Source organism: Pseudonocardia halophobica, from assembly GCF_027922425.1.
GTDB lineage: Bacteria > Actinomycetota > Actinomycetes > Mycobacteriales > Pseudonocardiaceae > Pseudonocardia > Pseudonocardia halophobica.
The window spans coordinates 87,799-111,869 of record NZ_BSFQ01000024.1 but is presented as its reverse complement, the minus strand read 5'-3'; the positions used below and the strand labels follow the sequence as shown (position 1 = coordinate 111,869).

Sequence of the window (24,071 nt, the reverse complement as noted above, 5' to 3'; positions counted from 1 at the left end):
GGACCAGCGTGAAGTAGGTCTCCCCGTGCTCGGCCTGGTAGTCGGGGAAGACCTTGGTGCCGCCGTAGATCGACGACCCCTCCGGCATCGACGGGTGCGGGATCTCCTCGAGGCTCTGCTTCTCGAGATCGGTCAGGTCGGCCATGTTTCCTCCAGTGTGGAAAACTGCTGTGGATGGTCGGGGAGCGGGTCGGGCTCAGACCGGCTGCAGTGCCGGCCGGGTCAGGGCCCCGTAGACGTCAGGGCGGCGGTCGCGCAGGTTGTTCATGCCGGCGCGGTGGGCGTCGAGGTCGGCCTCGAGGTCGAAGTCCGCGACCACCATCGACTCGGTCTGCCCGGTCGCGGCCACGATCTCCCCGCCGGGGTCGACGATCTTGGCGTTGGCGGCGAAGCGCAGCGAGCCGAACGTGCCGAACTGGTTCGACGCCACCCACACGACCTGGTTCTCCAGTGCGCGGGCGCGGTCGAACAGGTCGAAGCGGCGGGTCCAGCGGTCCTGCGCGGGGTCGGGGTGCGGGTTCGTCGCGCTGACCGGCCAGGCCGACATCGAGACGATCACCCGGGCGCCGTCGATCGCCAGGGCCCGGGCCGCCTCGGGGAAGCCCTTGTCCCAGCAGATCTGCATGCCGATCCGGCCGATCGGGGTGTCGAAGGCCTCGAAGGCGTCGCCGGCCGTGTACGTGGCGTCCTCGCGGAGCGGCTGGTGGACCTTGCGGTAGGTGCCGAGCACGCCGTCGCCGGTCACGCAGACCGCCGCGTTGTACCGGCGGCCGTCCGCCGCCTCGCAGTAGCCGGCGGTGACCACGAGGTCCCCGGCCAACGCGGCCAGGCGGGCGATCTCCGGGCCGTCGACCGCGAAGGCCGGCGGCGGGGACGCGGATCCGCCCAGGTCGGAGACGTAGCCGCCGAGTGCGGCCTCGGGCAGGGCGAGCAGCTGCGCACCCTGCTGCTTCGCCTCGTCGACCAGGCGGGTGATGCGGGCGAAGTCGGCCTCGATATCCCGGTCGAAGGGGGCCGCGACGGTCGCGACACGGGTCGTGGGCATGGCGGGCTCCTCAGCTGGCCGACCGGGGGGCGACCCAGTCGGGATCGTCGGCGGGGTCGGACGGGAAGGTGCTGGTCGGGGTGCCGGCCAGCCAGGACAGACCGTCGGCGACGCGGCCCGCGCGGCGGGTCTCGAGGATCCGGCCGACGAGGTACTCCGCGTCGTCGGCGACACCCGAGAAGCGGCCCGAACCCCAGGTGTACTGCCAGGGCAGACCGATGAAGTAGAGGCCCGGCCGGCTGGTCACGCCGCGCTCGTGGGTGGGGTAGCCGCGGCCGTCGAAGATCGGCAGCTCGATCCAGCGGTCGTCGCGGCCGTAGCCGGTGGACCAGATGACGGTCGTGATGCCGGCGGCCGCGAGGCCGATCTCCTCCGGCTCGTCGGCCTCCGGTGCCCAGACCGGGGCTGTGCGCTCCTCGGCCGGCGCGTCGATGCCGTTCGCGGCGATGTACGCGTCGATCGAGTCCTTGATGCCCTCGGCGACGGCGTCGGCCCCGTCCAGGTTGGACCGCAGGTCGTCGGCGAAGCGGAGCCGCCCGTCGGTGATGCCGACCAGCCGGCCGTGCAGGTTCATGCCCTCCAGGGCGAACTTCCGCAGGTCGATGTCGCGCCCGCCGTCCCGGCCGGTGACGTAGTGGTTCGTCTTGTGCCGCACCGCCTCCGCGTCGGGGAACCGGTCGATGCCCTTGGTGTAGGTGCCCATCTCGGACAGCCAGGCGACGCAGTCGCGGCCGCGGTAGAAGCGGGCGACCCGCGGGGCGGTGCCGGTGGCGAGATGGACGGTGCGGCCGGCGAGGTGCAGGTCCTCGGCGATCTGGCAGCCGGACTGGCCGGTGCCGACGACCAGGACCGCGCCCTCGGGCAGCTGGTCCGGGTTGCGGTACTGCGAGGAGTGCAGCTGGGTGACCGCGTCCGGGAGGCGCTCGGCCATCCGCGGGGTGCGGGCGACCTGGTACGGCCCGGTCGCGACCACGACCTGGTCCGCCGTCACGGTGCCCTTGTCGGTGGCGATCCGGAAGCCGCCCGTGTCACCGGCCCGCAGCGAGGTGGCGCGGACGCCCTCCACCAGCGGCGGGTCGAACGACGCGACGAACTTCTCCAGGTACCGGGTGATCTCGTCGCGGACCATGAAGCCGTCGGGGTCCGGGCCGTCGTACGGGAACGCGGGGAGCCGGCACTGCCAGTTCGGCGTGACCAGGCAGAACGAGTCCCAGCGCCGGTCCTGCCACTCGTGCCCGGCGGTCTCCGCCTCGAGCACGAGATGATCGACTTCGTGGTGGGTGAGCCAGCGGCTCACCGACAGACCCGCCTGTCCGCCGCCGACGACCACGACGGATCGGTGCGCGCCGTCGAGGTCGGACGTGGCGGGGGCGGGATCGGGAACGGCGCGCAGGTGGGTGGCCGGCTGCGACGGGGACATGAAGGATCAGCTCCTGAGGGGCTCCGACGGCGAGGGGGTCCGAGCCGGACCGTGACTGGCTCGCGAACCAGTTCACGGCGGAGCCGTTGCCGGGATGTGTCATCCGGAACGCATCTGTGTTTCCGGATCATGGTCTTGTTGCGGCGAGGTGAGATCAGAGCAGTGCTCTTGCTCAGGGGCTGTGTACGGCCGCGTCGGGGCAGGGATCGGCCCTGCGCGGGATCGCGGTCTTCGCGTTTCCGCGAACTCTCCCCGGCACTATGCGGCCCGGCGACGAAAGAGGGCGCGGGGTGAGCCGGACGGCCTGCCCGAAGGTGGTTGAGTGCCGTACGTCTCATGTGTGGCGTGCGTGATGTCCGAAACCCCGAGGCCGGCGAGGGCGAAGCCGCAGGAAATGCGTCACCACACCCGGGAAAGCGGTGTTGGGCCGAACAGCGCAACGGCGGCTTCAATCGGAAGCTGCACGCTGCCGGAACCGGTCTCCTGCGGGCGCGCCAAGATCCGCCCGAGGAGGTCGGTGTGCGTCGGGCACCCCCTGTCCGCGGGCCCGGTGCCTCCGGGCCCGCGAGCCGCGGTCCCGTCCTTCGCGGGCGACCGCGCCCGCGTCGGAGTGCGCCCGCCGCGACCGCGCCCGCGGAGGCGGCGGTGATCCACTTCGCGCCCTCCCGGATCCCGGCAGCGGTCCGACCGGTCGGACCGACTCCCGCCCGCTCGCCTCGCGGCGCGGCCCGACTCCCCCTATCGTGCGGAACGGGCGGGAGCGTGGCGAGCGTCATGCTCCGTGACGGGCCGTGGCAGACGGCGACGGCCAGTAGGGCCCGCGGCGCCGAGGCCTCCCCGGGGCCCAGCCGCGAAATCGGCGATGCACCTGCGGAAACCGCGGCATCCATTCGGTGATCCCGGCGGTCCCCACATTTCCCGAGCAATAAACGATGTTGTGATGACGATCACGGAACTCCGCGATCGAATGTTGTCGACAACTGCCGACGGGTGCAGGTTCGCAATACCCCTGTTACGTTCGTTGGCCATGACCGCAGCCACCACCGACGCCTCGGATCCGCCCGGCGACGAACCCGAACTGACGGTGGGGCCCCCGACGGTCGACGACGGCGTCGACCTGTGGCGGATGGCGGCGGAGTCCCGCGTCCTCGACGTGAACTCCCGGTACGCGTACCTCCTCTGGTGCCGCGACTTCGCCGCGACCTCGGTGATCGCGAAGCTGGACGGCCGGCCCGTCGGCTTCGTCACGGGGTACCGCCGCCCGGACGCCCCTGAAACATTGCTCGTCTGGCAGGTCGCCGTCGGCGCCGCCGCCCGCGGTCGCGGAGTGGCGGGCCGAATGCTGGACACGCTTTTCGCGCAGGTTCCCGGCGTCCGGTTCATGGAGACGACGGTGACGCCGGACAACGACGCGTCGAACGCCATGTTCGCCGCGTTCGCGCGCCGCAACGACGCGGAGGTGTCGAGAACGGAATTGTTCCCCGGATCCCTTCTCGGCGACGGACACGAATCAGAGATCCTCTATCGAATCGGCCCGATCCCGACCGAAGGATGATGAGAAGAGAATGACCATCTTCGAGGACGTCGAGTCCGAGGTCCGCTCGTACTGCCGCAACTGGCCCGTCGTGTTCGACACGGCGAAGGGCGCTCGCCTGTGGGACACCGACGGCAACTCGTACCTCGACTTCTTCGCGGGTGCGGGCGCGCTGAACTACGGCCACAACCCCGAGCCCCTGAAGAGGAAGCTGCTGGAGTACCTGTCCCGGGACGGGATCACCCACGGCCTGGACATGTACACCACGGCCAAGGGCGAGTTCCTGAAGACCTTCCGGGAGAAGATCCTCGGCCCCCGTGGCCTGGACTACAAGGTCCAGTTCCCCGGCCCGACCGGCGCCAACGCCGTCGAGTCGGCACTGAAGCTGGCCCGCAAGATCACGGGCAAGGAGGCGATGGTGAACTTCACCAACGCCTTCCACGGCATGACGCTCGGCGCGCTCTCGGTGACCGGCAACTCGATGAAGCGCGGCGGTGCCGGCATCCCGCTGGTGCACTCCACCCCGATGCCGTTCGACAACTACTTCGACGGCAAGGTGCCGGACTTCCTGTGGTTCGAGAAGGTCCTCACGGACACCGGCTCGAGCCTCAACGAGCCCGCGGCCGTGATCGTCGAGACGGTGCAGGGCGAGGGCGGGATCAACCCGGCCCGGATCGAGTGGCTGCAGGGCCTCGCGGACCTGTGCAAGCGCCACGACATCCTGCTGATCGTCGACGACGTGCAGATGGGCGTCGGGCGCACCGGCCCGTTCTTCTCGTTCGAGGCCGCCGGCATCGAGCCGGACATCGTCACGATCTCCAAGTCGATCTCCGGATACGGGCTGCCGATGGCGCTCGTCCTGATCAAGCCCGAGCACGACGTCTGGGGCCCGGGTGAGCACAACGGCACCTTCCGCGGGCACAACCCCGCGTTCGTCACCGGGACCGAGGCCATCCACCAGTTCTGGAGCGACGACACGCTCGAGCGCGACGTGGTCCGCAAGGGCGAGAAGGTCGAGGAGGCCTTCAACCGGATCGTCGCCGACACCAAGTCGACCGAGCTCACCGCGAAGGGCCGGGGCCTGGCCCGCGGCCTGCAGTTCGCGCAGGAGGAGCAGGCCGCCAAGGTGTGTGCGGCGGCGTTCGAGCGGGGACTCCTGATGGAGACCTCGGGACCCCAGAGCGAGGTCATGAAGATCCTCGCCCCCCTGACCATCACCGACGACGAGCTCGACGAGGGCCTCGCCATCGTCGCCGAGTCCGTCAAGGCCGTCACCTCCGGAGGCTGAGCACTACATGATCGTCCGCAAGATCGATGACGTCACGGGCACGAAGAACCACGTCGACACGCCCGGCTGGTACTCGCGCCGCATCGTCACCGCGCACGACCGGGTCGGTTTCTCCGTCGGCGAGACGGTGCTGCGGGCCGGCTCGACGAACGACTTCTGGTACGCCAACCACGTCGAGGCCGTCTACATCGTCTCCGGCGAGGGCGAGCTGTACGACAAGGACAACGACCGGACGTACCAGCTCGGCCCGGGCACGATGTACCTGCTGGACGGCAACGAGAAGCACCAGGTGCGGGTCAGGTCCGACATCACCTGCGTGTGCGTGTTCAACCCGCCGATCGTCGGCACCGAGGTGCACGACGAGAACGGGGTGTACCCGCTGCTCGAGCTGCCGCCGGAGCCGGCCGGCCAGGCCTGACGCCCGCGCGGCGCACCGCCGGGTCCGACCGGGCCCGGCGGTCGCGCCGTGTACCACCACCGCACCACCGAACGACCGCCGAACCCACCGCAGAGGAAGGGCGGATCACTCCCACAGGGACCGACGAGGAAAGGAAGGGACGCGCATGTCTGCCCCGAGCAGCAGCCAGACCCGGACCACCCAGGACCGCTACTACACGCGCGTGTCGAGCGAGCCCGCGCTGATCGAGCGCGTCGAGCCGACCGTCTGGGGGAGCGAGTCCAGCGCCGGCATGTACGGCGCCCAGGAGCTGCACGGCCACGCCGAGAAGGGCTTCAGCCAGGTCCCGCAGCTGCTCACCCCCGACGAGGTCGCCGGGTACGCCGCGGAGCTCGACCGGCTGGCCACCGACCCGCTGGTGCGGGCGGACGACCGCTGCATCGTCGAGAAGAAGTCCGACGAGGTGCGCTCGATCTTCGAGGTGCACCGGATCAGTGACGCCATCGCGCGGCTGGTGGCCGACGAGCGCGTGGTCGGCCGGGCCCGGCAGATCCTCGGCGGCGACGTCTACGTCCACCAGAGCCGGATCAACTACAAGCCCGGCTTCGGCGGCGGCGGCTTCTACTGGCACTCGGACTTCGAGACCTGGCACGCCGAGGACGGCATGCCCACCCCGCGCGCGGTGAGCTGCTCGATCTCGCTGACCGAGAACTACGAGTACAACGGCTGCCTGATGATCATGCCCGGGTCGCACAGGACCTTCGTGAGCTGCGTCGGGGAGACCCCTGAGGACAACTACAGGTCGTCGCTCAAGGAGCAGGAGATCGGCACGCCGGACCCGGACAGCCTCACGGCGCTGGCCAACCGGCACGGCATCGCCATGCTCACCGGCAAGGCCGGGTCGGCGACCTTCTTCGACTCGAACTGCATGCACGGGTCCGGGGACAACATCACCCCGTACCCGCGTTCGAACATCTTCATCGTGTTCAACAGCGTGGAGAACGCCTGCGTCGAGCCGTACTACGCGCCCAGGCGGCGCCCGGAGTACATCGGCGCGCGGGACTTCACGCCGGTGCGCTGACCCCGCGCCCACCCCTCGCGACGGACGGGGCGGCTCCCACCCGGGAGCCGCCCCGTCCGCGTCGACAGGCTCGAACCGTGAGTCAGACCGCGGGGAAGGAGCGGTTCAGCCGCTCCAGCGGCGCGAGCTCGGGGCGCTTGGGCAGGTAGCCGTCCCCGGTGTGCCCGCCGCGCAGCCGCTTGCGCACGTACGGCATCACGTGGTCGCGCACCCAGGCGAGGTCCTCGGCCTGCCGCGTGCGCCAGCTGGCCTGCTCGGCCACGGGCCACGGGGTGCGCCAGTCCGACGGCACCGGCTCGCCCAGGACCTCCAGGGCCCGCAGCGAGACGCGCTCGTGGGCCTCGGGGGTGAGGTGCAGCCGGTCGCTGGCCCACGCCCGGGGGTCGGCCAGCACGTTCATGCCCCAGAGGTCGACCACGCGGCAGCCGTGCTTGTCGGCGCTGGCGCGCAGGTTCTCGTTGAAGGTCGCCACGCGGCCGCGCAGCCGGCGCAGCAGCACGTGCATGCGGCGCAGGTCGAAGCCGGTGAAGATCAGCACGTCCGCCCCGGTGGCCACCAGGCGGGCGAGGGCGGCGTCGAAGCGCACCGCGAGGTCGTCGGGGTCGCACTGCAGGCCGATGATGTCGTTGCCGCCGGCGCAGAACGAGACGAGGTCGGGACGCATCGCCTCGGCGACCGGCACCTGGTCGGCGATGATCTGGTCCAGCAACTTGCCGCGCACGGCCAGGTTGGCGTACGTGAATCCGGGGCGTCCGGCGGCGAGCCGTTCGGCCAGCCGGTCGGCCCATCCGCGCGGCGACCCGTCGTCCCGGAGATCGTCCAGGCCCTCCGTGAAGCTGTCGCCGACGGCGACGAAGCTGTTCCACCGGTTCACGGCAACCAGCTCCTCTCGCATCCGTTCTTCTCGTGTCCATCAGGGGGACACCTCATGCTCGAACAGGATCACCCATCCGTCACGCAATCCGCCAGCACGGGGTGATCTCGATACCGGGATAGGGCACCCTTGCCTCTCGTGAGCACACCCGAGGGACCCGCGGGCCGTCCGGACGGCGGCCCCGGGAGCGACACCGAGCGCGAGGGCGGGCGCGACGCGCGCCGGGAGGGCGCGGAGTCGCTGCGCGCGATCCTCGGCGGCCGCGGCGGGGCGATCGACGCCTCCGTGCCGGTCGTCGCGTTCGTGCTGGTCTGGCTGCTGGCGGGGGCGCTCGGCTGGTGGTCGCCGGTCGGCGTCGCGGCGGCCGCGGCGATCCTGGCCGGGATCGTCGTCGCGGTCGTCCGGCTGGTCCGGGGCACCCGCCCGCGCGCGGTGCTGTTCGGCCTGCTCGGCGTGGCCGTCGCGGCGATCGTGGCGCTCTACACCGGCCGGGCCGAGGACTTCTTCCTGGTCCAGATCCTCAGCAACGTGGCGAGCGCGCTGGCCTGGGCGGTCTCGATCGTGGTGCGCTGGCCGCTGCTGGGCCTGGTGGTGGGCACCGCGCTCGGGCAGAAGACCCGGTGGCGGCGGGACCCGGACCTGCTGCGCGGCTACCAGCGGGCGAGCTGGGTGTGGGTGGCGCAGTACGTCGTGCGGGTGGCGGTGTTCCTGCCGCTGTACCAGGCGGAGTGGGTGTTCGCGCTCGGCGCGGCCAGGGTCGCGTTCAGCCCGGTGCTGGTGGCGTTGAGCGTGGTCCTGTCGTGGCCGGCGCTGCGTTCGGCGCTCCCGCCGGACCATCCGGGGATCCGGCACCCCCGGGTCCCGGGTCCCGATCCGGGAGGCCCTACGGTGGACGGTCCGCCCACGGACGGGTGACAACTCTCACTCATCGTGATCGTGAGGTGCGTTTCCAAGATCGCCCACGTTCATATCGGGTGAGGAACCCCCGGCAGCCCTCGCGTGATGTGAAACGGAGTCATGGCCCAGCAGCACCCCCGCCCGCAGTCATCCCGGTACCCGCAGGCCGGGCCCGGCCAGAACGGCCGACCCGTCCCGTCGCAGGCCGGCCCTCCCGACCTCCCGCGCACCGGGGCCGCCCAGCGGCCCGGCGCCGGACGTCCCGACGACCGCCGACCCGGCCACCCCGGTCCGCAGCGCCGTTCGGGATCGGGGGGCGCGACGAGCTCGCGGGGCACCGGCGGCACGGCCGGTTCGGGTGCCACCCGCCGCGTCGGGCCGCCGTCCTCGGGGCTGCCCACCCAGGTCACGACGACCACGGGACCGCAGCCGCGCACGCCCTCCGGCGGCGTGCCGACCCGCGCCACCTCCGCAGTCACGTCCGGGGGCGTCCCCACCGCGGCCGTCTCGGCGACGGTGGAGGAGAAGAAGCCGGACCTGACGGTCAACAAGATCATCGCCGGTGCCGGTGCCGCCGCCACCACGGCCGTGTTCGGCTCCTTCTTCGGCGCCACCGGCACGGTGGCCGGCGCGGCCCTCGGCTCGGTCGTGACGACCCTGGGCACGACGCTCTACCAACGCTCGCTGGACCGCACCAAGGAGACGGTGCTGGCGCGGGTGAAGATCCCCGGCAAGAAGGACGCCGTGGTCATCGCCGAGCCGGTGGACCCGCTGGCCACGATCCCGCTGCAGCGCCGGGCGGACGAGGGCGCGGGCCCCACGATGCTCCAGCCGGCGCTCGGCGACGCGGCCGCGGAGGGACCCGCGGAGCAGACCCGCCCGTGGTACACCCGCAAGCGCCTGCTGCTGGCGGCGGCCTCGACGGTCGTCGCGTTCGTGGTGGGCATGATGGTGATCACCGGCGTCGAGTGGATCAAGGGCTCGCCGATCTCCGGCGGGACCTCCGGCACCTCGGTCAGCCGGGTCGTCTCCGGGACCCCGATCACGTCGGACGACAACACCGACCAGGGCGGCAGCACCGACACCACGGAGAGCTCCACCCCGACGACCACCCCGGAGCCGTCGGACGAGCAGGGCCGTTCCACCGAGCGGACCGGCAGCGACGAGCCGTCGCGCAACCCCACCGCGACCACCACGCCGCGGACCGGGTCGCCGACCCGGACCACGTCGCCCGACTCGGGGGACAGCGGGTCGGGGTCGCAGCAGGGCGGCGTCGACGGGCTGCTCGAGGGCGGCGGCACCAGCGGCAGCGGCGGCGAGAACAGCTCGAACTGAGGTCGGTCCGAGCGGCGCTCCGATCAGGGCAGGCGCGCGCGGAGGGCCCGGGCCGCGGCCTCCGGGTCCTCCGCCTCCGTGATCGCCCGGACGACCACGATCCGGGTGGCCCCGGCGGCGAGGACCTCGTCGAGGTTCCCGCCGTCGATCCCGCCGATCGCGAACCACGGCCGGGCCGGCGCACGACCGGCCACCGTGCGGACCAGGTCCAGGCCGGGTGCGGGCCGCCCGGGCTTGGTCGGGGTCGGCCAGCAGGGGCCCACGCAGAAGTAGTCCACGCCGGGCTCGTCGGCGGCCCGCAGGGTCTCCTCCGCGCTGTGCGACGAGCGCCCGACGACGATCTCCTCGCCGGCCACCCGGCGGGCCCACTCGACCGGCAGGTCGTCCTGCCCGAGGTGCAGCACGTCGGCGCCCGCGGCCAGGGCCACGTCCGCCCGGTCGTTCACGGCGAGGAGCCGGTCGTGCTTCGCGCAGGCCTCGGCGAGGACCTCGAGGGCCTGCAGCTCCTGCTTCGCCTCCAGCGGCTCGCCGCCCTTCTCGCGGAGCTGGATGACGTCGACGCCCCCGGCGAGGGCGGCGTCGGCGAACTCGGCCAGGTCCTTGCGGTCCCGGCGGGCTCCCGTGCACAGGTAGAGGCGGGCGTCGGCGAGCCGGGTCAGCAGCGTCTCACGGTCGAGTCGGGGCACGGTCCGGGAGCGTAGGCTGGGCGACCGGGAACGAGAGCTGTGGGTGCAGGGCACGGGAGTCCGCGCGCGAGCGGGCTGAGAGGGGACTGGCCGGTCCCGACCGTCGAACCTGATCCGGGTCATGCCGGCGCAGGGAGGAAGCAAGGTGGAGGACCTCGTCGTCGTCGGTGGCGGCGTCATCGGGCTGAGCTGCGCGTGGCGCGCGGCGCAGGCGGGGTGGCGCGTCACCCTCCGCGACCCCGCTCCGGCGAGCGGGTCGTCGTGGGTCGCGGGCGGGATGCTGGCTCCGGTCACGGAGGCGTGGCCGGGCGAGGAGGGCCTGCTCGAGCTGGGCCTGGAGTCGCTGGAGCTGTGGCCGGCGTTCGCCGAGGAGCTCTCCGCGGCCGCCGGGCAGCCGGCCGGGCTGCACCCGGAGGGCACCGTCGTCGCCGCGACCGGGTCCGGCGACCGCGCCGAGCTCGACGCCCTCGCGGGGCACCTGGGCCGGCTGGGCCGGCCCGTCGAGCGGCTGAGCGGGCGGGAGCTGCGCCGCCTGGAGCCCGGGCTGGGCCCGGACGTCCGCGGCGGGCTCTCCGTCCCCGGTGACCTGTCCGTGGACAACCGCGCGCTGCTCGCGGCCCTGCGGGCGGCGGCGGAGAAGGCCGGCGTGGTGGTGGAGGAGCGGGCGTGGGAGCCCGGCGACACCACTGACGCTGCTGGTTTCGTGCTGATCTGCGCCGGCGCCCGTTCCGCAGCGCTGCACCCGGGGCTCGCCGGGCTGGTCCGGCCGGTCAAGGGCGAGATCCTGCGGCTCACGCACCGGCACGGGGCCTTCCCGGTGCCCACGAGGACCGTCCGCGCGCTGGTCGACGGCCGCCCGGTCTACCTCGTCCCGCGGCCCGGCGGCCTGGTCGTGGGGGCCACCCAGAGCGAGCACGGGTTCGACACCGAGCCGACCGTGGGCGGCGTCCGCGACCTGCTGCGCGATGCCGAGCGCATCCTGCCGGGCATCGCCGAGTACACGCTGGCCGAGGCGGCCGCGGGGCTGCGCCCGGGCAGCCCGGACAACGTGCCGATCGTCGGCCGGCTCGACGGGCGGACGCTCGTCGCCACCGGGCACAGCCGCAACGGGATCCTGCTGGCCCCGCTCACCGCCCGGCTCGTCGCCGGGCTGCTGGCGGGCGCGCCGGTGCCGCCGGCGGTCGACCCCGCGCGCTTCGGGAGGACGGGAACGTGAAGGTGGAGATCAACGGGGCTGCGCACGACCTCGCCGACGAGGCGACGGTCGCCGACGCGCTGGCCGCGATCGAGGCCCCGGGGAAGGGCATCGCGGTGGCCGTCGACGGGCAGGTCGTGCGGCGGGCGGACTGGGCGTCGACCCGGCTGGCGGCGAACGCCGCGGTCGAGGTGCTGACGGCGGTGCAAGGAGGGTGACGGTGGACGTGGTTCAGGACGAGACGCTGGTCGTGGGGGGCCGCAAGATCGGCTCGCGGCTGATCACGGGCACCGGCGGGGCCGCGAACCTGGAGGTCCTGGAGCGGGCGCTGGTCGCCTCGGGGACCACGCTGACCACGGTCGCGATGCGCCGCATCGACGCGCGGACCGGCACCGGGGTGCTCGACCTGCTGCGGCGGCTGGGCATCGAGGTGCTGCCGAACACCGCGGGCTGCCGCACCGCCGCCGAGGCCGTGCTCACCGCCCGGCTCGCGCGGGAGGCGCTGGAGACGGACCTGGTCAAGCTCGAGGTCGTGGCCGACGAGCGGACCCTGCTGCCGGACCCGATCGAGCTGCTCGACGCCGCCGAGCAGCTGGTCGACGACGGGTTCACCGTGCTCCCGTACACCAACGACGACCCGGTGCTGGCCCGCAAGCTCGAGCAGGTCGGCTGCGCGGCCGTCATGCCGCTGGGCTCGCCGATCGGGACCGGGCTGGGCATCCGCAACCCGCACAACATCGAGATGATCGTGGCCGAGGCCGGGGTGCCGGTCGTGCTCGACGCCGGGATCGGCACCGCCTCCGAGGCCGCCCAGGCCATGGAGCTGGGCTGCGACGCCGTCCTGCTGGCCACCGCGGTGACCCGGGCGGCGGACCCGGAGCGGATGGCGCACGCGATGCGGCTCGCCGTGGAGGCCGGGTACGCCGCGCGGCACGCCGGCCGGATCCCGCGGCGGTACTGGGCGCAGGCGTCGTCGCCGGAGATCGACTGAGAGGAGCTCGCGGAACGAACAGGGGCACGGGAGCAGCGTGCGGAACGGACGAGGGCACGGGCCCCGCATCGACTGATTCCGGCCGCGCTCGTGGCAGGGTGAGGCGGTGCCGCTGTTCTCCTTCGAGGGCCTCGCCCCGACCGTCCACCCGACCGCCTTCGTCGCCCCGACCGCCACGCTCGTGGGCGATGTGCGGGTCGAGGAGGGCGCCTCGATCTGGTACAACGCCGTGCTCCGGGCCGACTTCGGCCCGATCGTGGTGCGGGCCGGGGCCAATGTGCAGGACGGCTGCGTGCTGCACGGCGGCGACGACCCCGTGACCGAGATCGGCGCGGGCGCCACGATCGGGCACCTGTGCGTGGTGCACGGCAGCGTGATCGGCGCGGAGTGCGTGGTCGGCAACGGCGCCACGATCCAGGACGGCGCGCGGATCGGCGCGCGGTCGCTGATCGGCGCCGGGTCGACGGTGCCGCCGAACAAGGTGATCCCCGAGGGCACCCTGGTGCTCGGGCCGGCCGCGGCCACCAAGGGCGGCCTGACGCCGGAGGCCGAGCGCTGGGTGCGCACGAACCCGGACATCTACCGGGAGCTCGCGCAGCGGCACGCCAAGACCGTCACCCCGGTCGTCCCCTGACGTCATGGGCGCGCCGGGGGAGGGGCGCCGGGGGCCGCTGGCCGCGGCCCTGCTGACCGCCGTGGCCGTGGGTCTCACGGGCTGCGGGGGCGGCGCTCCCACGCCGCCAGGGGCTCCCTCGACGACCGCCCCGGCTCCCCCGGCCACCGCTCCGGCCCCCGCGACGACCCGGCTCCCGGCGGCGGCCGGCGGGCTCGTCGTGTGGTTCGTCGGCTCGACCCCGGCCGGGGACCGGCTCTACCGGGAGCGCCGGGCGACCACCGAGGGCGGGCCGGACGGCGTGGCCCCGGACCCGGCGGGCGACGCCGTCCGGGAGCTGCTCGCGGGGCGACCGGAGGACCCCGACCACCGCTCGGACTGGCCGCCCGGGGTGACCCTGCGCGGCCCGGTCACGATCGCCGACGGGGTGTTCACTGTCGACCTGACGCCGCCCGGACCGCTGCCCGGTCCGGCCGGCCTCGCCCTGCAGCAGCTGGTGCAGACGGTGCAGGACACCACCGGGAGCACCGCACCGGTCCGCGTGCTGGTCGACGGCCGCCCGGCGACCACGCTGCTCGGGGAGGACGTGTCGCAGCCGCTGACGGCCGACGACCCGTTCCGCGTCCGGGCCCTCGTCCAGCTCGACGACCCGGTGGAGGGCGCCGTCGTCGGCTCGCCGGTCGTGGTGTCCGGCGAGGCGGCCGTGTTCGAGGCGACGCTGCTGTGGGAGGTCCGGGACCCGGCGGGCCGGACCGTGCGGTCCGGGTCCGCGACGACGAGCGAGGGCCAGACCTTCGCGCCCTACCGGTTCACGGTGCCGCTCGACCCCGGGACCTACGACGTCGTGGTCTCCGAGGACGACCCGAGCGGCGGGGAGGGCCGGGCTCCGATGACCGACTCGGCGCGGATCACCGTCCGCTGACCCGGGGTGCCCGGAGGCCCAGGGACCGCAGCTCCGCCTCGGCCAGTGCCGCGACGGCCGCGGGATCGCCGGATCGCCAGGCCTGGGCAGGGTCGGGTGTGATGCGCAGCAGGGAGCGCAGGGGGCGGCGCGTGAGCGCCCGCAGGGCCAGGACGTCCGGGCCGGCCTCGCGCGCCTCGGCGGCCGCCGTGGCCCGGCGGGCGTAGCGGACCCGCAGCGGCAGCCACAGTGCCAGCACGGGCAGCAGCCCCAGGACCGCGACCAGCACGCCCGCCCCGGTCGCCACTGCGGCGACGGTGTCGATCTGCTGCTGGCCGGCGGCGACGAGCGAGGACCCGGCGTCGGCCCCGGGCGCGAAGGCCCCGGCCAGCCGGTCGCCGACGAACGGGACCTCCCCGGCGCCGCGGGCCGCGCCGTCGAACGCGCCGCGGATCGACTCGCCCGCCTGGACGAGCGTCCGGCCGGGCCCCTGCAGGCGCAGCAGCAGGTCGTGGGCGGCCACCCCCAGCCAGATCCAGAGGACCGCCCACGCCACCGCCACGACGTCGGCCAGCACCTGACCGGCGGCCCGCTCCGGCCGCTCCGCATACACGCGCACGCCCGCGGTCCTACCGTGCCGCGTGCCGGTGCGCGAGCCAGGACCCTAGAGCAGGCCCAGCTTGGTCGCCGCGTACACCGCCTCGGCGCGCCGGGAGACCATCAGCTTGCGCATGAGGTTGCCGACGTGGAACTTCACCGTGGTCTCGGAGATGAACAGCTCGGCCCCGATGGCGCGGTTGGACAGACCGCGGGCGAGCAGCCGCAGCACGTCGAGCTCGCGTTCGGTGAGCCGCTCCCGGTCCGGTACGCCGCCGGAGAGCGAGCGCACCATCGCGGAGGCGCTGCGGGCGTCGAAGGCGCTCTCCCCGCGCGAGACCGCGCGGATGGCGCGGACCAGCTCGGTGGTGTCGACGTCCTTCACGACGTACCCGCGGGCGCCCGCCTGCACGGACTCGACGACGAGCCGGTCCTCGGCGAACGTGGTGAGCACCAGCACACCGATGCCCGGGTGGGCGGCGCAGAGCTTGCGGCAGACGTCCAGCCCGTCCGTCTGCGGGCCGGACGTCAGCTTGAGGTCGAGCAGCACGACGTGCGGGCGGGTCGCGGCCACGGCGGCGATCGCGTCGGCCGGGGTGCCTGCCTCGCCGACCACCCGCAGGTCCTCCTCGCGCTCCAGCACGGCGCGCAGCCCCTGGCGCATGATCGAGTGGTCGTCGACCAGCACGATCCGCACGGGCATCGGGCGCGCCCGGTGCATCGGGCGCGGGGGCTGACCCCCCGGCGGTGCGGTGCGAACGGCGCTCATGACGCCACCCCTCTCTCGTCGCTCCGGGCGTCGCCCCGTGCACTGCCGCGGCCCGTCCGCCGCCCGCCGTCGGCCCCGCCGACCGGCACGTCGACCTGGACCTGCAGCCCGCCCATGCGGGCCCGGCGGAACGTCACCGTCCCGCCCATCTCCACGGCCCTGGTCTGCATGTTGACCAGGCCGCGGTGCTCGCCGGACGGGGACAGCGCCGACGCCCGCAGACTGCGCCGGACCTCCTCCGGCCGGCCCTTGCCGTCGTCGGACACGGTCAGCCGGACCGCGCCGGGCCGGTAGGCCAGCCGGATCGACGCGCGGGAGGCGTCGGCGTGCATGGCCGTGTTGAACAGCGCCTCGCCGGCGATGCGGAACAGCGACTGCTCCTGCTCGGCGGGCAGCCGCACGGGCTCGCCGCCGATCCGGACGTCGATGCGCAGCTCGTCCGGCATGTGCACGGTGGTGAGCTGGCGCAGCATCGCCGGCAGGTCCTGGTCGGCGCTCTCGTGGTGGCTGAGCGCGTAGATCGCCGAGCGCAGCTGCTCGACGGCCCGCTTGGTGAGGTCCTTCGCGGTGTCGAGGTGCTCGAGCAGCCGCGGCTCGTCCAGCTCGCCGCGGACCAGCTCGATGTGCATGCCGGCGGACAGCGCGTACTGGGTGACGCTGTCGTGCAGCTCCCGGGCGATCCGGTGCCGCTCGTTGTCCAGCACTTCGCGCTGCCGGGCGGCGCCGAGCTGCTCCTGGGTGCGCTGCAGCTCGGCGTTGCGGGCGCGGAGGTCCTCGGCCTGCCGGGCGGTGCGCGCGTAGAGCTTCTCCGAGCGCTCCAGCAGCGCGCAGTTCTGCAACGCCGACGCCGTCTGCCCGGCCAGGATCCGCATGACCGAGTGGTCGGTGTCGTCGACCTCCCGGTCCCGCGGGGTCCACGCCACGAACCCGCCGACGGTCCGCCCGTCGAGCCGGACCGGGACGTGCAGGTGCGTGCGGGCGGTGTCCCGGTCGTGGCCGGGGCCCTCGTGGCCGGTGTCGTCGCCGCAGCGGACCTTCTCGACGTGCGCACGCACCGTCGCCGGCACCAGGTCGAGGTTCGTCCACTCCACTCCGTCGGGCCCCAGGACGAGGTGCCGCGGGCTGGCGTCCTTCAACCGGCCGTCGACCAGCGCGAAGGCGACCCAGTCCGCGGAAAGGTGGTCCGCGGCCGCGTCGACCACGGCCCGGACGAGCGCCTCGGAGCCCTCCATCGTGCGGACCAGCGCGGCGGAGATCCGCTCCAGGGCGAGGATCACCCGGCGCAACCGCACCGCCGACACCCGGTACTCCGGGTAGAACGACGGCTTGCCGGACCGCAGTCCGGTCAGCGCGTCGAGGTCCGGGCCGGGCCACGAGCGGCCCGCGGGCGCCGGCGTGTCGGCCCGCCGCGGCGGCCAGGGGCCGGAGGAGGGCACGCTCGTCACCGCGGCGTCCTCACAGGGCGGCCCGGAACAGCGTCTCGACCTCGTCGACGGAGGCGGGGCGGGGGTTGGTGGTCAGGCAGGCGTCGCCGAGGGTCAGCACCGCGAGCCGCGGGATGTCCGCCTCGGTCACGCCGAGCGCGCCGAGCCCGCTCGGTACGCCGACCTCGTCGCCCAGCTTCCGGATCTCCGCGGCGACCATGTCGACGGCCTCGGCCCCCGGCACGCCGTGCCCGGCCAGGCCCATCGCCTGCGCGATCGGCACGAACCGCTCGGGGGTGGCGGCGCCGTTGAACCGGACGACGTGCGGCAGCAGCACGCCGTTGATCACCCCGTGCGGCAGGTCGAGCATCCCGCCGACCTGGTGGCTCATGGCGTGCGTGGCACCGAGGATCGCGTTGGTGAAGGCCAGCCCGGCCTCCAGCGCGGCCTGGGCCATCGCCTGGCGGGCGCGCTGGTCCTCCGGCCGGAGCATCGTGTGCGCCAGGTTGGCGTTGACCAGCGACACGGCCTGCAGGGCGTGGTGGTCGGTGAGCGGGCCGTGCGCCAGCGAGACGAACGCCTCGATGCCGTGGGTCAGCGCGTCGAGGCCGGTGGCCGCGTTGAGCCACTCCGGCATCGTGACGAGCAGCCGCGGGTCGATCACCGAGACGTCCGGGACGAGCGCCCGGCCCATGATCGTGATCTTGGTGTGCCGCTCGGTGTCGGTGACGATGCAGAACTGCGAGACGTCCGCGCCGGTCCCCGAGGTGGAGGGCATCATGATCAGGGGCGGGATCGGGTTGGCGATCCGGTCGATGCCCTCGTAGTCGAGGATCCGCCCGCCGTTCGACGCCAGCAGGGCCACGCCCTTAGCCGCGTCGATCACCGAGCCGCCGCCCAGGCCCATCACGACGTCGCAGCCGGACGCCACGTAGTCGTGGTAGCCCTGCTCGATCTCGTGGTCCTTGGGGTTCGGCGTGACGTCCGTCCACAGCCGCGGGGTGAGCCCGGTCCCGCGCAGGTGCGCGAGCAGCTCGGCGGGCCAGCCCGCCTCGAACACGCCCGGGTCGGTCACCACGAACGGCCGCCGCGCGCCGAGCCGGGCGGCGGCGTACGCGGCCTCGCGCAGCGAGTCCGGGCCGAACACGATCTCGGGGGCGTGGAACTTCGACAGCCGCGGGTTCGTCGCGCCGGCCGCCGGGGCGCCGCAGCCGCCGCCCCGGTGGACGGTGAGGTCCGGCTCCCGCTCGGCCGCGTCGTCGCGGAGCACGTCGTCCACCAGCACCGTCTCGCCCGCCCGACGACACGCGTCGACGGTTCCGGTCGCCGGGGTCCCGCCCTCGAGAGCCACGCTGCCCTCCCACACCTCGTCCGACCGCACACGACGACGTCCGGATGCCCGGGGCATCCGGATCGTGTGAGCCACGTTACTCCGCACGGAGCGGCCACGGTGCTCCGTGACGGGGCCGGCGGAGGCGGTGGACACGGTGCGCGGCACCGGCATCAGCGGCGCCGGGAACGGGGGCGGGACATGCGGGACCTCCTCGTCTGCACCCCCGCACGGTAGTCCGCCCGACGGCCCGGGGGACCGGTCCGACGGAGGGTGCGCCCCCTGTCCCGACGGTCAGGTGTGGATGTGGATGGGCCCCTCGCGCTCCGCCAGCCGCGTCCCGGCGCCGCCCCAGTGCTGGGCGATCATCTCGGCGGCGATGGAGACGGCGGTCTCCTCGGGAGTACGCGCCCCGAGGTCCAGGCCGATGGGGCTGGACATCTTCGCGATCTCCGCGTCCGTGAGGCCGCGCTCCTTGAGCCGCTCGATCCGGTCCGTGTGGGTGCGCCGCGAGCCCATCGCGCCGATGTAGGCGACCTGCGGCAGCCGCAGGGCCACCTCGAGCAGCGGGACGTCGAACTTCGGGTCGTGGGTGAGGACGGTGAGCACCGTCCGCCCGTCGATCCGGCCCTCCTCGGCCTCCTTGGCCAGGTACCGGTGCGGCCACTCGACCACGACCTCGTTGGCGCCGGGGAAGCGGCTGGCGGTGGCGAAGACCGGGCGGGCGTCGCACACCGTGACCCGGTAGCCGAGGAAGTTGCCCATCTTCGCGACGGCGGCGGCGAAGTCGATCGCGCCGAACACGATCATGCGGGGCGGCGGGGCGAAGGACTCGACGAACACCATCAGGCCCTCGCCGCGGCGCTGGCCGTCGACGCCGTAGGTGATGGTGGCGTTGCGGCCGGAGGCGAGCAGGCCCCGGGCGTCGTCGGTGACCGCGCCGTCGAGCCGGTCCGAGCCGGTGCCGCCGTCGACCGCGTCCTCCCAGACGATCAGCCGCTTCCCGAGCCGCTCGGCGGGGCCGGACACGACGGTGGCCACGGCCACCGGCGTCTCCTCGCGGATGGCCTCGGCGATCCGGCCGAACTCGGGGTAGGCCTCGGGGGAGACCTCCTCGACGTAGACGTCGAGGATTCCGCCGCAGGTCAGGCCCACGGCGAACGCGTCGTCGTCGGACACGCCGTAGCGCTGCAGCACGGGCCGGTGGTCGCCGAGGACCTCCTGGCCGAGCTCGTAGACCGCGCCCTCGACGCAGCCGCCGGACACGCTGCCGACGGCCTCGCCGCCGGGGCCCACCAGCATCGACGCGCCGGGCTGGCGGGGGGCGGAGCGGAAGGTCGCCACCACCGTGGCGAGCGCCGCCGGCTCGCCGTTCTTCCACCAGCCCTCGAGCTGGTCGACGACGTCACGCATGGGGAACCTCCACTGGCCGGACCTCCCTGTCGGGCCGGTCAAGCATCTCTCATCACCGCGAGCAAACGTTCCAGGGTCTCCAGGCTGTGCCCGGCGAGCAGTTGGTCCAAGTGCGGCAGGACGGCGACTATTCCGCCCTGCACGGGGGCGTAGCCCTCCTTGCCGGCGTGCGGGTTGACCCACACCACCTTGTGCGCGAGCCGGGAGAGCCGCTGCACCTGCCGGCCCAGCAGGTCCGGCTCGCCGCGCTCCCAGCCGTCCGAGAAGACCACGACGACGGCGCGCCGCGCGGCCCCGCGCTGCCCCCAGCGGTCGACGAACGCCTGGACGGCCTCGCCGAGCCGGGTGCCGCCGGACCAGTCCGGAATCGCCCGCGAGGCCTCCCGCAGTGCGCGTTCGGCATCTCGCTGGCGCAGCTCCCGGGTGACCCGGGTGAGCCGGGTGCCGAGGGTGAAGACCTCCGTGCTGCGCGGCGACCGCCGCACGACGACGTGGGCGAACCGGAGCAGCGCGTCGGCGTAGGGCTCCATCGAGCCCGAGACGTCGATCAGCAGCACCACCTTGCGCGGGCGCCGGGTGGGCGCGCGCCGGTACAGCGCGCCGATCTCGCCCTCGTTGCGCAGCGCCGCGCGCAGGGTCCGGCGCGGGTCCGGGCTGCCGTGCCGGGAGGGGCCGCGACGCCGGGAGGCGCGGGTGGGCGGGTCCGGCCGCAGCAGGGCCAGCAGCCGGCGCAGGTGCTCGCGTTCCAGTGGGCCGAGCTCGCCGAGGTCGCGCGTGCGCAGCACCTCGGCGCCGGTCGCCGTGGCCCGGACGACGGGGGAGTCGTCCTCCTCCTCGTCCTCGCCGGACTCCGCGCCGCGGTCCCGCGCGGGCATGAGCGAGCGCAGCGTGGGCGGGGGCGGCGGCCGGTCCCCCGGCGCGGGCGACCGCGGGCCCTGGGCCGGGTCGAACCAGGCGGCGAAGGCCGCGTCGTAGCGCCGGATGTCGTCCGGGTCGGAGCAGAGCGTGAGCCGACCGGCCCAGTAGGTCTGCGTCCGACTGGTGACGTCGAGGGTGTCGAGCGCCTCGGTGAAGGCGGCCACCCGGTCGGTCGTCATGGGCACGCCGGCGGCGCGCAGGGCGGCGGTGAAGCCGACCAACCCGGGGAACGGGTCGGCGTCCGGGGCCGGACCGGTGTCGGGCACCGCACTCGGGTACTGCACGTCGGTCCGTCCGTCAGGAGGCGAGCAGGGAGTCGAGTCGGTTGCGCACCCGGTCGGCGTCCTCGCGGTACTTCAGCACGGCACCGAGCGTGCGGGCGGCGCTGTCGACGTCGAGGGTGCGGGCGCCGACCAGCTGCAGCGCGCGGGCCCAGTCCAGCGACTCGGCGACGCCCGGCGGCTTGATCAGGTCGGTGGTGCGGAGCTTCTGGGCGGCGGTGGCGACCTGCTGGGCGAGCCGTTCCGGGACGCCGGGCAGCCGGCTGCGGAGGATCTCGATCTCGCGGGCGACGTCCGGGTGGTCCAGCCAGAGGTAGAGGCAGCGCCGCTTGAGCGCGTCGTGCACCTCACGCGTGCGGTTGGACGTGAGAACCACCACGGGCGGCACGACGGCGCGGACCTCGCCGACCTCGGGGATCGTCACCGCGTGCTCGGAGAGCACCTCGAGGAGGAAGGCCTCGAACTCGTCGTCGGCGCGGTCGATCTCGTCGACCAGCAGCACGGCCGGGACGGTCCGCAGGGCGCGCAGGATCGGACGGGCCAGCAGGAAGCGGTCCTCGTAGAGGGAGGCCTCCACCGCGTCGGCGTCGAGCGTGGAGCCGTCGACGGAGGCTGCGGCCTCCAGCGCACGCAGGTGGAGCAGCTGGCGCGGGAAGTCCCAGTCGTAGAGGGCCTGCGCGGCGTCGATCCCGTCGTGGCACTGGAGCCGGATCAGCTCGGCGCCGAGGACCTGGGCGAGGGCCTGGGCGAGGGCGGTCTTCCCGGTGCCCGGCTCGCCCTCGCAGAAGAGCGGGCGCTGCATCTCGAGCGCGAGGTACGCGGCCGTCGCGAGACCGTCGTCGGCGAGGTAACCGGTCGCCCGGAGGGCGTCGGCGAGGGCGGCGGGCGAGTCTGGCCGGCCGGCCCGGTGGGCGTCTGTCACCTCACCAGAATGGACCACGTTGCGCCGCGCAGCCACTGTGAGGCTCCTCGAACAGTCACTCTGCGTCCATGTGACGCCTACCGTTCGTCATCAGATGCTTGTGAGCGAAACGACAATATTTCCGGATCGGTCATATTCGATCAGCCGTGATACATCCGTGATCTCAGTGTGCTGACCAGCGGTTATACGGTTATCGAGCGCATCACGGTTGCGTTACCGTGATCGAGGTCACCAATGATCGGTTTGACGGAAACCGCTGTTCGAAACGTAGCGTTCTCGCTCGGCCGCTCCGACTGGGGCGGTTAGAAATGCCACCCGGAACCGTCGCGCCAGCTCCCTGTCCCGCGGTTTCCGGTCCGTCGAGAGAAGGGAAGGGGACAGGGCGGGAAAGTATTTCCGGAACGGAAGGGTTCGCGTTCGTGAATCACACGGATGTGAGCCCGCGATACTCCCCAGGTCGCACCGTTCGCGGATCCCGGGCGGTCGGAGGCCCCACTCCGACCCGGCGCGATATATGGAGCTACACGATGAAGCTGACCGGTCGATCCCTCCTGCGCCTCGCCGTTGCCGGTGCCGTCGCCGTCGGTGCGCCGGTGGCCCTGGCGGGCAACGCGAACGCCGCCTCCGCCTCCTCCTGGGACGCCCTCGCCCAGTGCGAGAGCGGTGGCAACTGGAGCATCAACACGGGCAATGGCTACTACGGTGGCCTGCAGTTCAACGCCACGACCTGGCGGGCCTACGGCGGCACCGGTCTGCCGCACCAGGCCAGCAAGGCCCAGCAGATCGCCGTCGCCGAGAAGGTCCTCGCGAAGCAGGGCTGGAACGCCTGGCCGTCCTGCTCGAAGAAGGTCGGTGTCCGTGGTGACACCGCCGCGCCGTCGGGCGGCACCACCAAGGTCCGCGCCTCGGCTCCGGCTCCCGCCGCCACCCCGGCCCCGGCCGCTCCCGCCGGCGGGAAGACCTACACCGTGAAGTCCGGCGACACGCTGAGCGCGATCGCCGCCGCGAACGGCACGACGGTCCAGAAGCTGGCTTCCGCCAGCGGGATCGGCAACCCGGACGTGATCGCCGTCGGTCAGCTCGTCAACCTCTGACCCAGGCGCATCGGGCCGAGTGGGTCGCTCAGGTCGAGTTGACCCACTCGTCCGTGCCGTCGGCGAAGGCCTGGTGCTTCCACACCGGGAGCAGCCGCTTGACCTCCTCGACGAGTTCGGAGCAGGTCGCGAAGGCCTCCTGCCGATGGTCCGCGGAGACCGCGCAGGCCAGGGCGACGTCGCCGATCGCGAGCCTCCCCACCCGGTGGCTGACGGCGATCGCGCGCACGCCACGTGCCCGGCCTGCGACGTCCCGCGCCACCTCGGCCACGACGGTCGCGGCGGTCGGATGGGCGCTGTACTCCAGCCCGCTCACCGACCGCCCGCCGTCGTGGTCGCGCACCACGCCGGAGAAGGTCACCACGGCCCCGGCCGCGGCGTCGTCGACGAGCCGGGCGTGCTCGTCGACGTCGAGCACCTCCTCGGTCACCGTGGCGCGCAACACCTTCACCTCGGCCGTGGATCCGTTCGACCCGGTCGAACCGGTGGTCCGCTCCATCAGTGGTCACCTCCGCGGAGTTGGTCGACCGCATGGTCGAGGACGCCGTCCAGGACGGCCAGGCCGTCCCGGACCCCGCCGGTCGACCCCGGCAGGTTGACGACGAGGGTCCGCCCGGCCACCCCGGCGAGTCCGCGGGACAGCACGGCGGTCGGGACCTCCGGGGCGCCGTACGCGCGGATCGCGTCCGCGAGCCCCGGCACCTCGTAGTCCAGCACGGCGCGGGTGACCTCCGGAGTCGCGTCCGTGGGCGAGATCCCGGTGCCGCCGGTCGTGATCACCACGTCCGTGCCGGCCGCCACGGCCTCGCGCAGCGCGGCGCCGACGGGCTCCCCGTCCGGTACCACGGTCGGGTCGTCCGTCTCGAAACCCTTGCCGCGCAACCACTCCGCGATGATCGGCCCGCCCTTGTCGGCGTAGACACCCTGCGCGGCGCGGTTCGACGCGGTGATCACCCGGGCGCGGCGCACCGCGGCCACGTCCGTCCCCGGGGACTCGAGCTCGCTCACGGCGCCTCCTCGCTGGCGCTCGTCGGCCGCGTTCGCGGCGCTGCCGTGTCCGACGGTG

The 24,071-nt window shown here is 73.6% G+C and carries 23 protein-coding genes and 1 pseudogene; 12 read left to right on the top strand and 12 right to left on the bottom strand.

Going from position 1 to position 24,071, the window contains the following annotated elements; all coding sequences use genetic code 11:
- Positions 1-196: 196 nt before the first annotated feature.
- Both PKE99_RS24520 and PKE99_RS24515 read right to left on the bottom strand, forming a co-directional pair.
- Positions 197-1,045 carry a carbon-nitrogen hydrolase family protein gene (locus PKE99_RS24520; protein WP_037048658.1) on the bottom strand — a complete coding sequence of 283 codons (849 nt, stop codon included), beginning with the start codon at positions 1,043-1,045 and terminating at the stop codon, positions 197-199.
- A 10-nt stretch (positions 1,046-1,055) separates the two neighbouring features.
- Positions 1,056-2,465, bottom strand: coding sequence for an MSMEG_0569 family flavin-dependent oxidoreductase (locus PKE99_RS24515; protein ID WP_081924388.1), 1,410 nt, complete (start codon positions 2,463-2,465; stop codon positions 1,056-1,058).
- A gap of 940 nt (positions 2,466-3,405) precedes the next feature.
- On the opposite strand from PKE99_RS24515, the gene ectA reads away from it, so the two are divergent.
- The 4 genes from ectA (at position 3,406) to thpD (ending at position 6,765) form a co-directional block, all read left to right on the top strand.
- Complete coding sequence (gene ectA, locus PKE99_RS24510; RefSeq protein WP_231498299.1) at positions 3,406-4,020, top strand: diaminobutyrate acetyltransferase; 615 nt, start codon at positions 3,406-3,408, stop codon at positions 4,018-4,020.
- Positions 4,021-4,030: 10 nt separating this feature from the next.
- Entirely contained in the window at positions 4,031-5,287 is a 1,257-nt protein-coding gene (gene ectB, locus PKE99_RS24505) for a diaminobutyrate--2-oxoglutarate transaminase (RefSeq protein WP_271214920.1), read from the top strand.
- Positions 5,288-5,294: 7 nt separating this feature from the next.
- Positions 5,295-5,705, top strand: coding sequence for an ectoine synthase (locus tag PKE99_RS24500; protein ID WP_037048663.1), 411 nt, complete (start codon positions 5,295-5,297; stop codon positions 5,703-5,705).
- Positions 5,706-5,850: 145 nt separating this feature from the next.
- Complete coding sequence (thpD, locus tag PKE99_RS24495) at positions 5,851-6,765, top strand: ectoine hydroxylase (RefSeq protein WP_037048664.1); 915 nt, start codon at positions 5,851-5,853, stop codon at positions 6,763-6,765.
- Between the two features lie 82 nt (positions 6,766-6,847).
- On the opposite strand, the gene PKE99_RS24490 is transcribed toward thpD, so the two are convergent.
- Positions 6,848-7,660, bottom strand: a complete 813-nt coding sequence (locus PKE99_RS24490) for an SGNH/GDSL hydrolase family protein (RefSeq protein ID WP_037048665.1) — start codon at positions 7,658-7,660, stop codon at positions 6,848-6,850.
- Between the two features lie 117 nt (positions 7,661-7,777).
- On the opposite strand from PKE99_RS24490, the gene PKE99_RS24485 reads away from it, so the two are divergent.
- Positions 7,778-8,554, top strand: coding sequence for a DUF3159 domain-containing protein (locus PKE99_RS24485; RefSeq protein WP_081924390.1), 777 nt, complete (start codon positions 7,778-7,780; stop codon positions 8,552-8,554).
- Between the two features lie 102 nt (positions 8,555-8,656).
- Positions 8,657-9,871 carry a hypothetical protein gene (locus PKE99_RS24480; protein ID WP_051737770.1) on the top strand — a complete coding sequence of 405 codons (1,215 nt, stop codon included), beginning with the start codon at positions 8,657-8,659 and terminating at the stop codon, positions 9,869-9,871.
- A gap of 23 nt (positions 9,872-9,894) precedes the next feature.
- Here PKE99_RS24480 and thiE read toward each other — a convergent pair whose 3' ends face one another.
- The gene (gene thiE, locus PKE99_RS24475; RefSeq protein WP_037048666.1) at positions 9,895-10,557 is read right to left on the bottom strand and encodes a thiamine phosphate synthase; all 663 of its coding nucleotides are present in this window, start codon (positions 10,555-10,557) and stop codon (positions 9,895-9,897) included.
- 121 nt (positions 10,558-10,678) lie between these two features.
- Here thiE and thiO point away from each other — a divergent pair, with 121 nt between their 5' ends.
- The 5 genes from thiO to PKE99_RS24450 all read left to right on the top strand — a co-directional run bounded on the left by thiO (position 10,679) and on the right by PKE99_RS24450 (position 14,278).
- On the top strand, positions 10,679-11,773 hold the full coding sequence (thiO, locus tag PKE99_RS24470) for a glycine oxidase ThiO (protein ID WP_037048668.1): 1,095 nt from the start codon (positions 10,679-10,681) through the stop codon (positions 11,771-11,773).
- Positions 11,770-11,970, top strand: a complete 201-nt coding sequence (gene thiS, locus PKE99_RS24465) for a sulfur carrier protein ThiS (protein ID WP_037048670.1) — start codon at positions 11,770-11,772, stop codon at positions 11,968-11,970. Before thiO ends, thiS begins: the two co-directional genes overlap by 4 nt.
- Positions 11,971-11,972: 2 nt before the next feature.
- Positions 11,973-12,743: a thiazole synthase gene (locus PKE99_RS24460; RefSeq protein WP_269323032.1), complete on the top strand. Its 771-nt coding sequence runs from the start codon at positions 11,973-11,975 to the stop codon at positions 12,741-12,743.
- Between the two features lie 106 nt (positions 12,744-12,849).
- Positions 12,850-13,377 carry a gamma carbonic anhydrase family protein gene (locus tag PKE99_RS24455; protein ID WP_037048673.1) on the top strand — a complete coding sequence of 176 codons (528 nt, stop codon included), beginning with the start codon at positions 12,850-12,852 and terminating at the stop codon, positions 13,375-13,377.
- Between the two features lie 4 nt (positions 13,378-13,381).
- Positions 13,382-14,278 (top strand): Gmad2 immunoglobulin-like domain-containing protein, encoded by an 897-nt coding sequence (locus PKE99_RS24450; RefSeq protein WP_037048675.1) that lies wholly within the window; start codon positions 13,382-13,384, stop codon positions 14,276-14,278.
- On the opposite strand, the gene PKE99_RS24445 is transcribed toward PKE99_RS24450, so the two are convergent.
- The 7 genes from PKE99_RS24445 to PKE99_RS24415 form a co-directional block, all read right to left on the bottom strand.
- Positions 14,265-14,876 (bottom strand): hypothetical protein, encoded by a 612-nt coding sequence (locus PKE99_RS24445; RefSeq protein ID WP_037048679.1) that lies wholly within the window; start codon positions 14,874-14,876, stop codon positions 14,265-14,267. The genes PKE99_RS24450 and PKE99_RS24445 overlap by 14 nt on opposite strands.
- 45 nt (positions 14,877-14,921) lie before the next feature.
- Positions 14,922-15,623, bottom strand: coding sequence for a MadR family response regulator transcription factor (locus tag PKE99_RS24440; protein WP_425566532.1), 702 nt, complete (start codon positions 15,621-15,623; stop codon positions 14,922-14,924).
- Complete coding sequence (locus PKE99_RS24435) at positions 15,620-17,068, bottom strand: MadS family sensor histidine kinase (RefSeq protein ID WP_306470753.1); 1,449 nt, start codon at positions 17,066-17,068, stop codon at positions 15,620-15,622. Before PKE99_RS24435 ends, PKE99_RS24440 begins: the two co-directional genes overlap by 4 nt.
- Before the next feature lie 10 nt (positions 17,069-17,078).
- Positions 17,079-18,398, bottom strand: a complete 1,320-nt coding sequence (locus PKE99_RS24430) for an iron-containing alcohol dehydrogenase (protein ID WP_231498301.1) — start codon at positions 18,396-18,398, stop codon at positions 17,079-17,081.
- Between the two features lie 273 nt (positions 18,399-18,671).
- Positions 18,672-19,790: an XdhC family protein gene (locus tag PKE99_RS24425; RefSeq protein WP_037048682.1), complete on the bottom strand. Its 1,119-nt coding sequence runs from the start codon at positions 19,788-19,790 to the stop codon at positions 18,672-18,674.
- Positions 19,791-19,828: 38 nt separating this feature from the next.
- On the bottom strand, positions 19,829-20,974 hold the full coding sequence (locus tag PKE99_RS24420; RefSeq protein WP_037048817.1) for a vWA domain-containing protein: 1,146 nt from the start codon (positions 20,972-20,974) through the stop codon (positions 19,829-19,831).
- A 31-nt stretch (positions 20,975-21,005) separates the two neighbouring features.
- On the bottom strand, positions 21,006-21,911 hold the full coding sequence (locus PKE99_RS24415; RefSeq protein WP_037048683.1) for an AAA family ATPase: 906 nt from the start codon (positions 21,909-21,911) through the stop codon (positions 21,006-21,008).
- Positions 21,912-22,438: 527 nt separating this feature from the next.
- On the opposite strand from PKE99_RS24415, the gene PKE99_RS24410 reads away from it, so the two are divergent.
- On the top strand, positions 22,439-23,005 hold the full coding sequence (locus PKE99_RS24410; RefSeq protein ID WP_037048684.1) for a LysM peptidoglycan-binding domain-containing protein: 567 nt from the start codon (positions 22,439-22,441) through the stop codon (positions 23,003-23,005).
- A 28-nt stretch (positions 23,006-23,033) separates the two neighbouring features.
- Here PKE99_RS24410 and PKE99_RS39630 read toward each other — a convergent pair.
- Positions 23,034-23,974, bottom strand: a pseudogene (locus PKE99_RS39630) (molybdenum cofactor biosynthesis protein MoaE).
- Between the last annotated feature and the right edge of the window lie 97 nt (positions 23,975-24,071).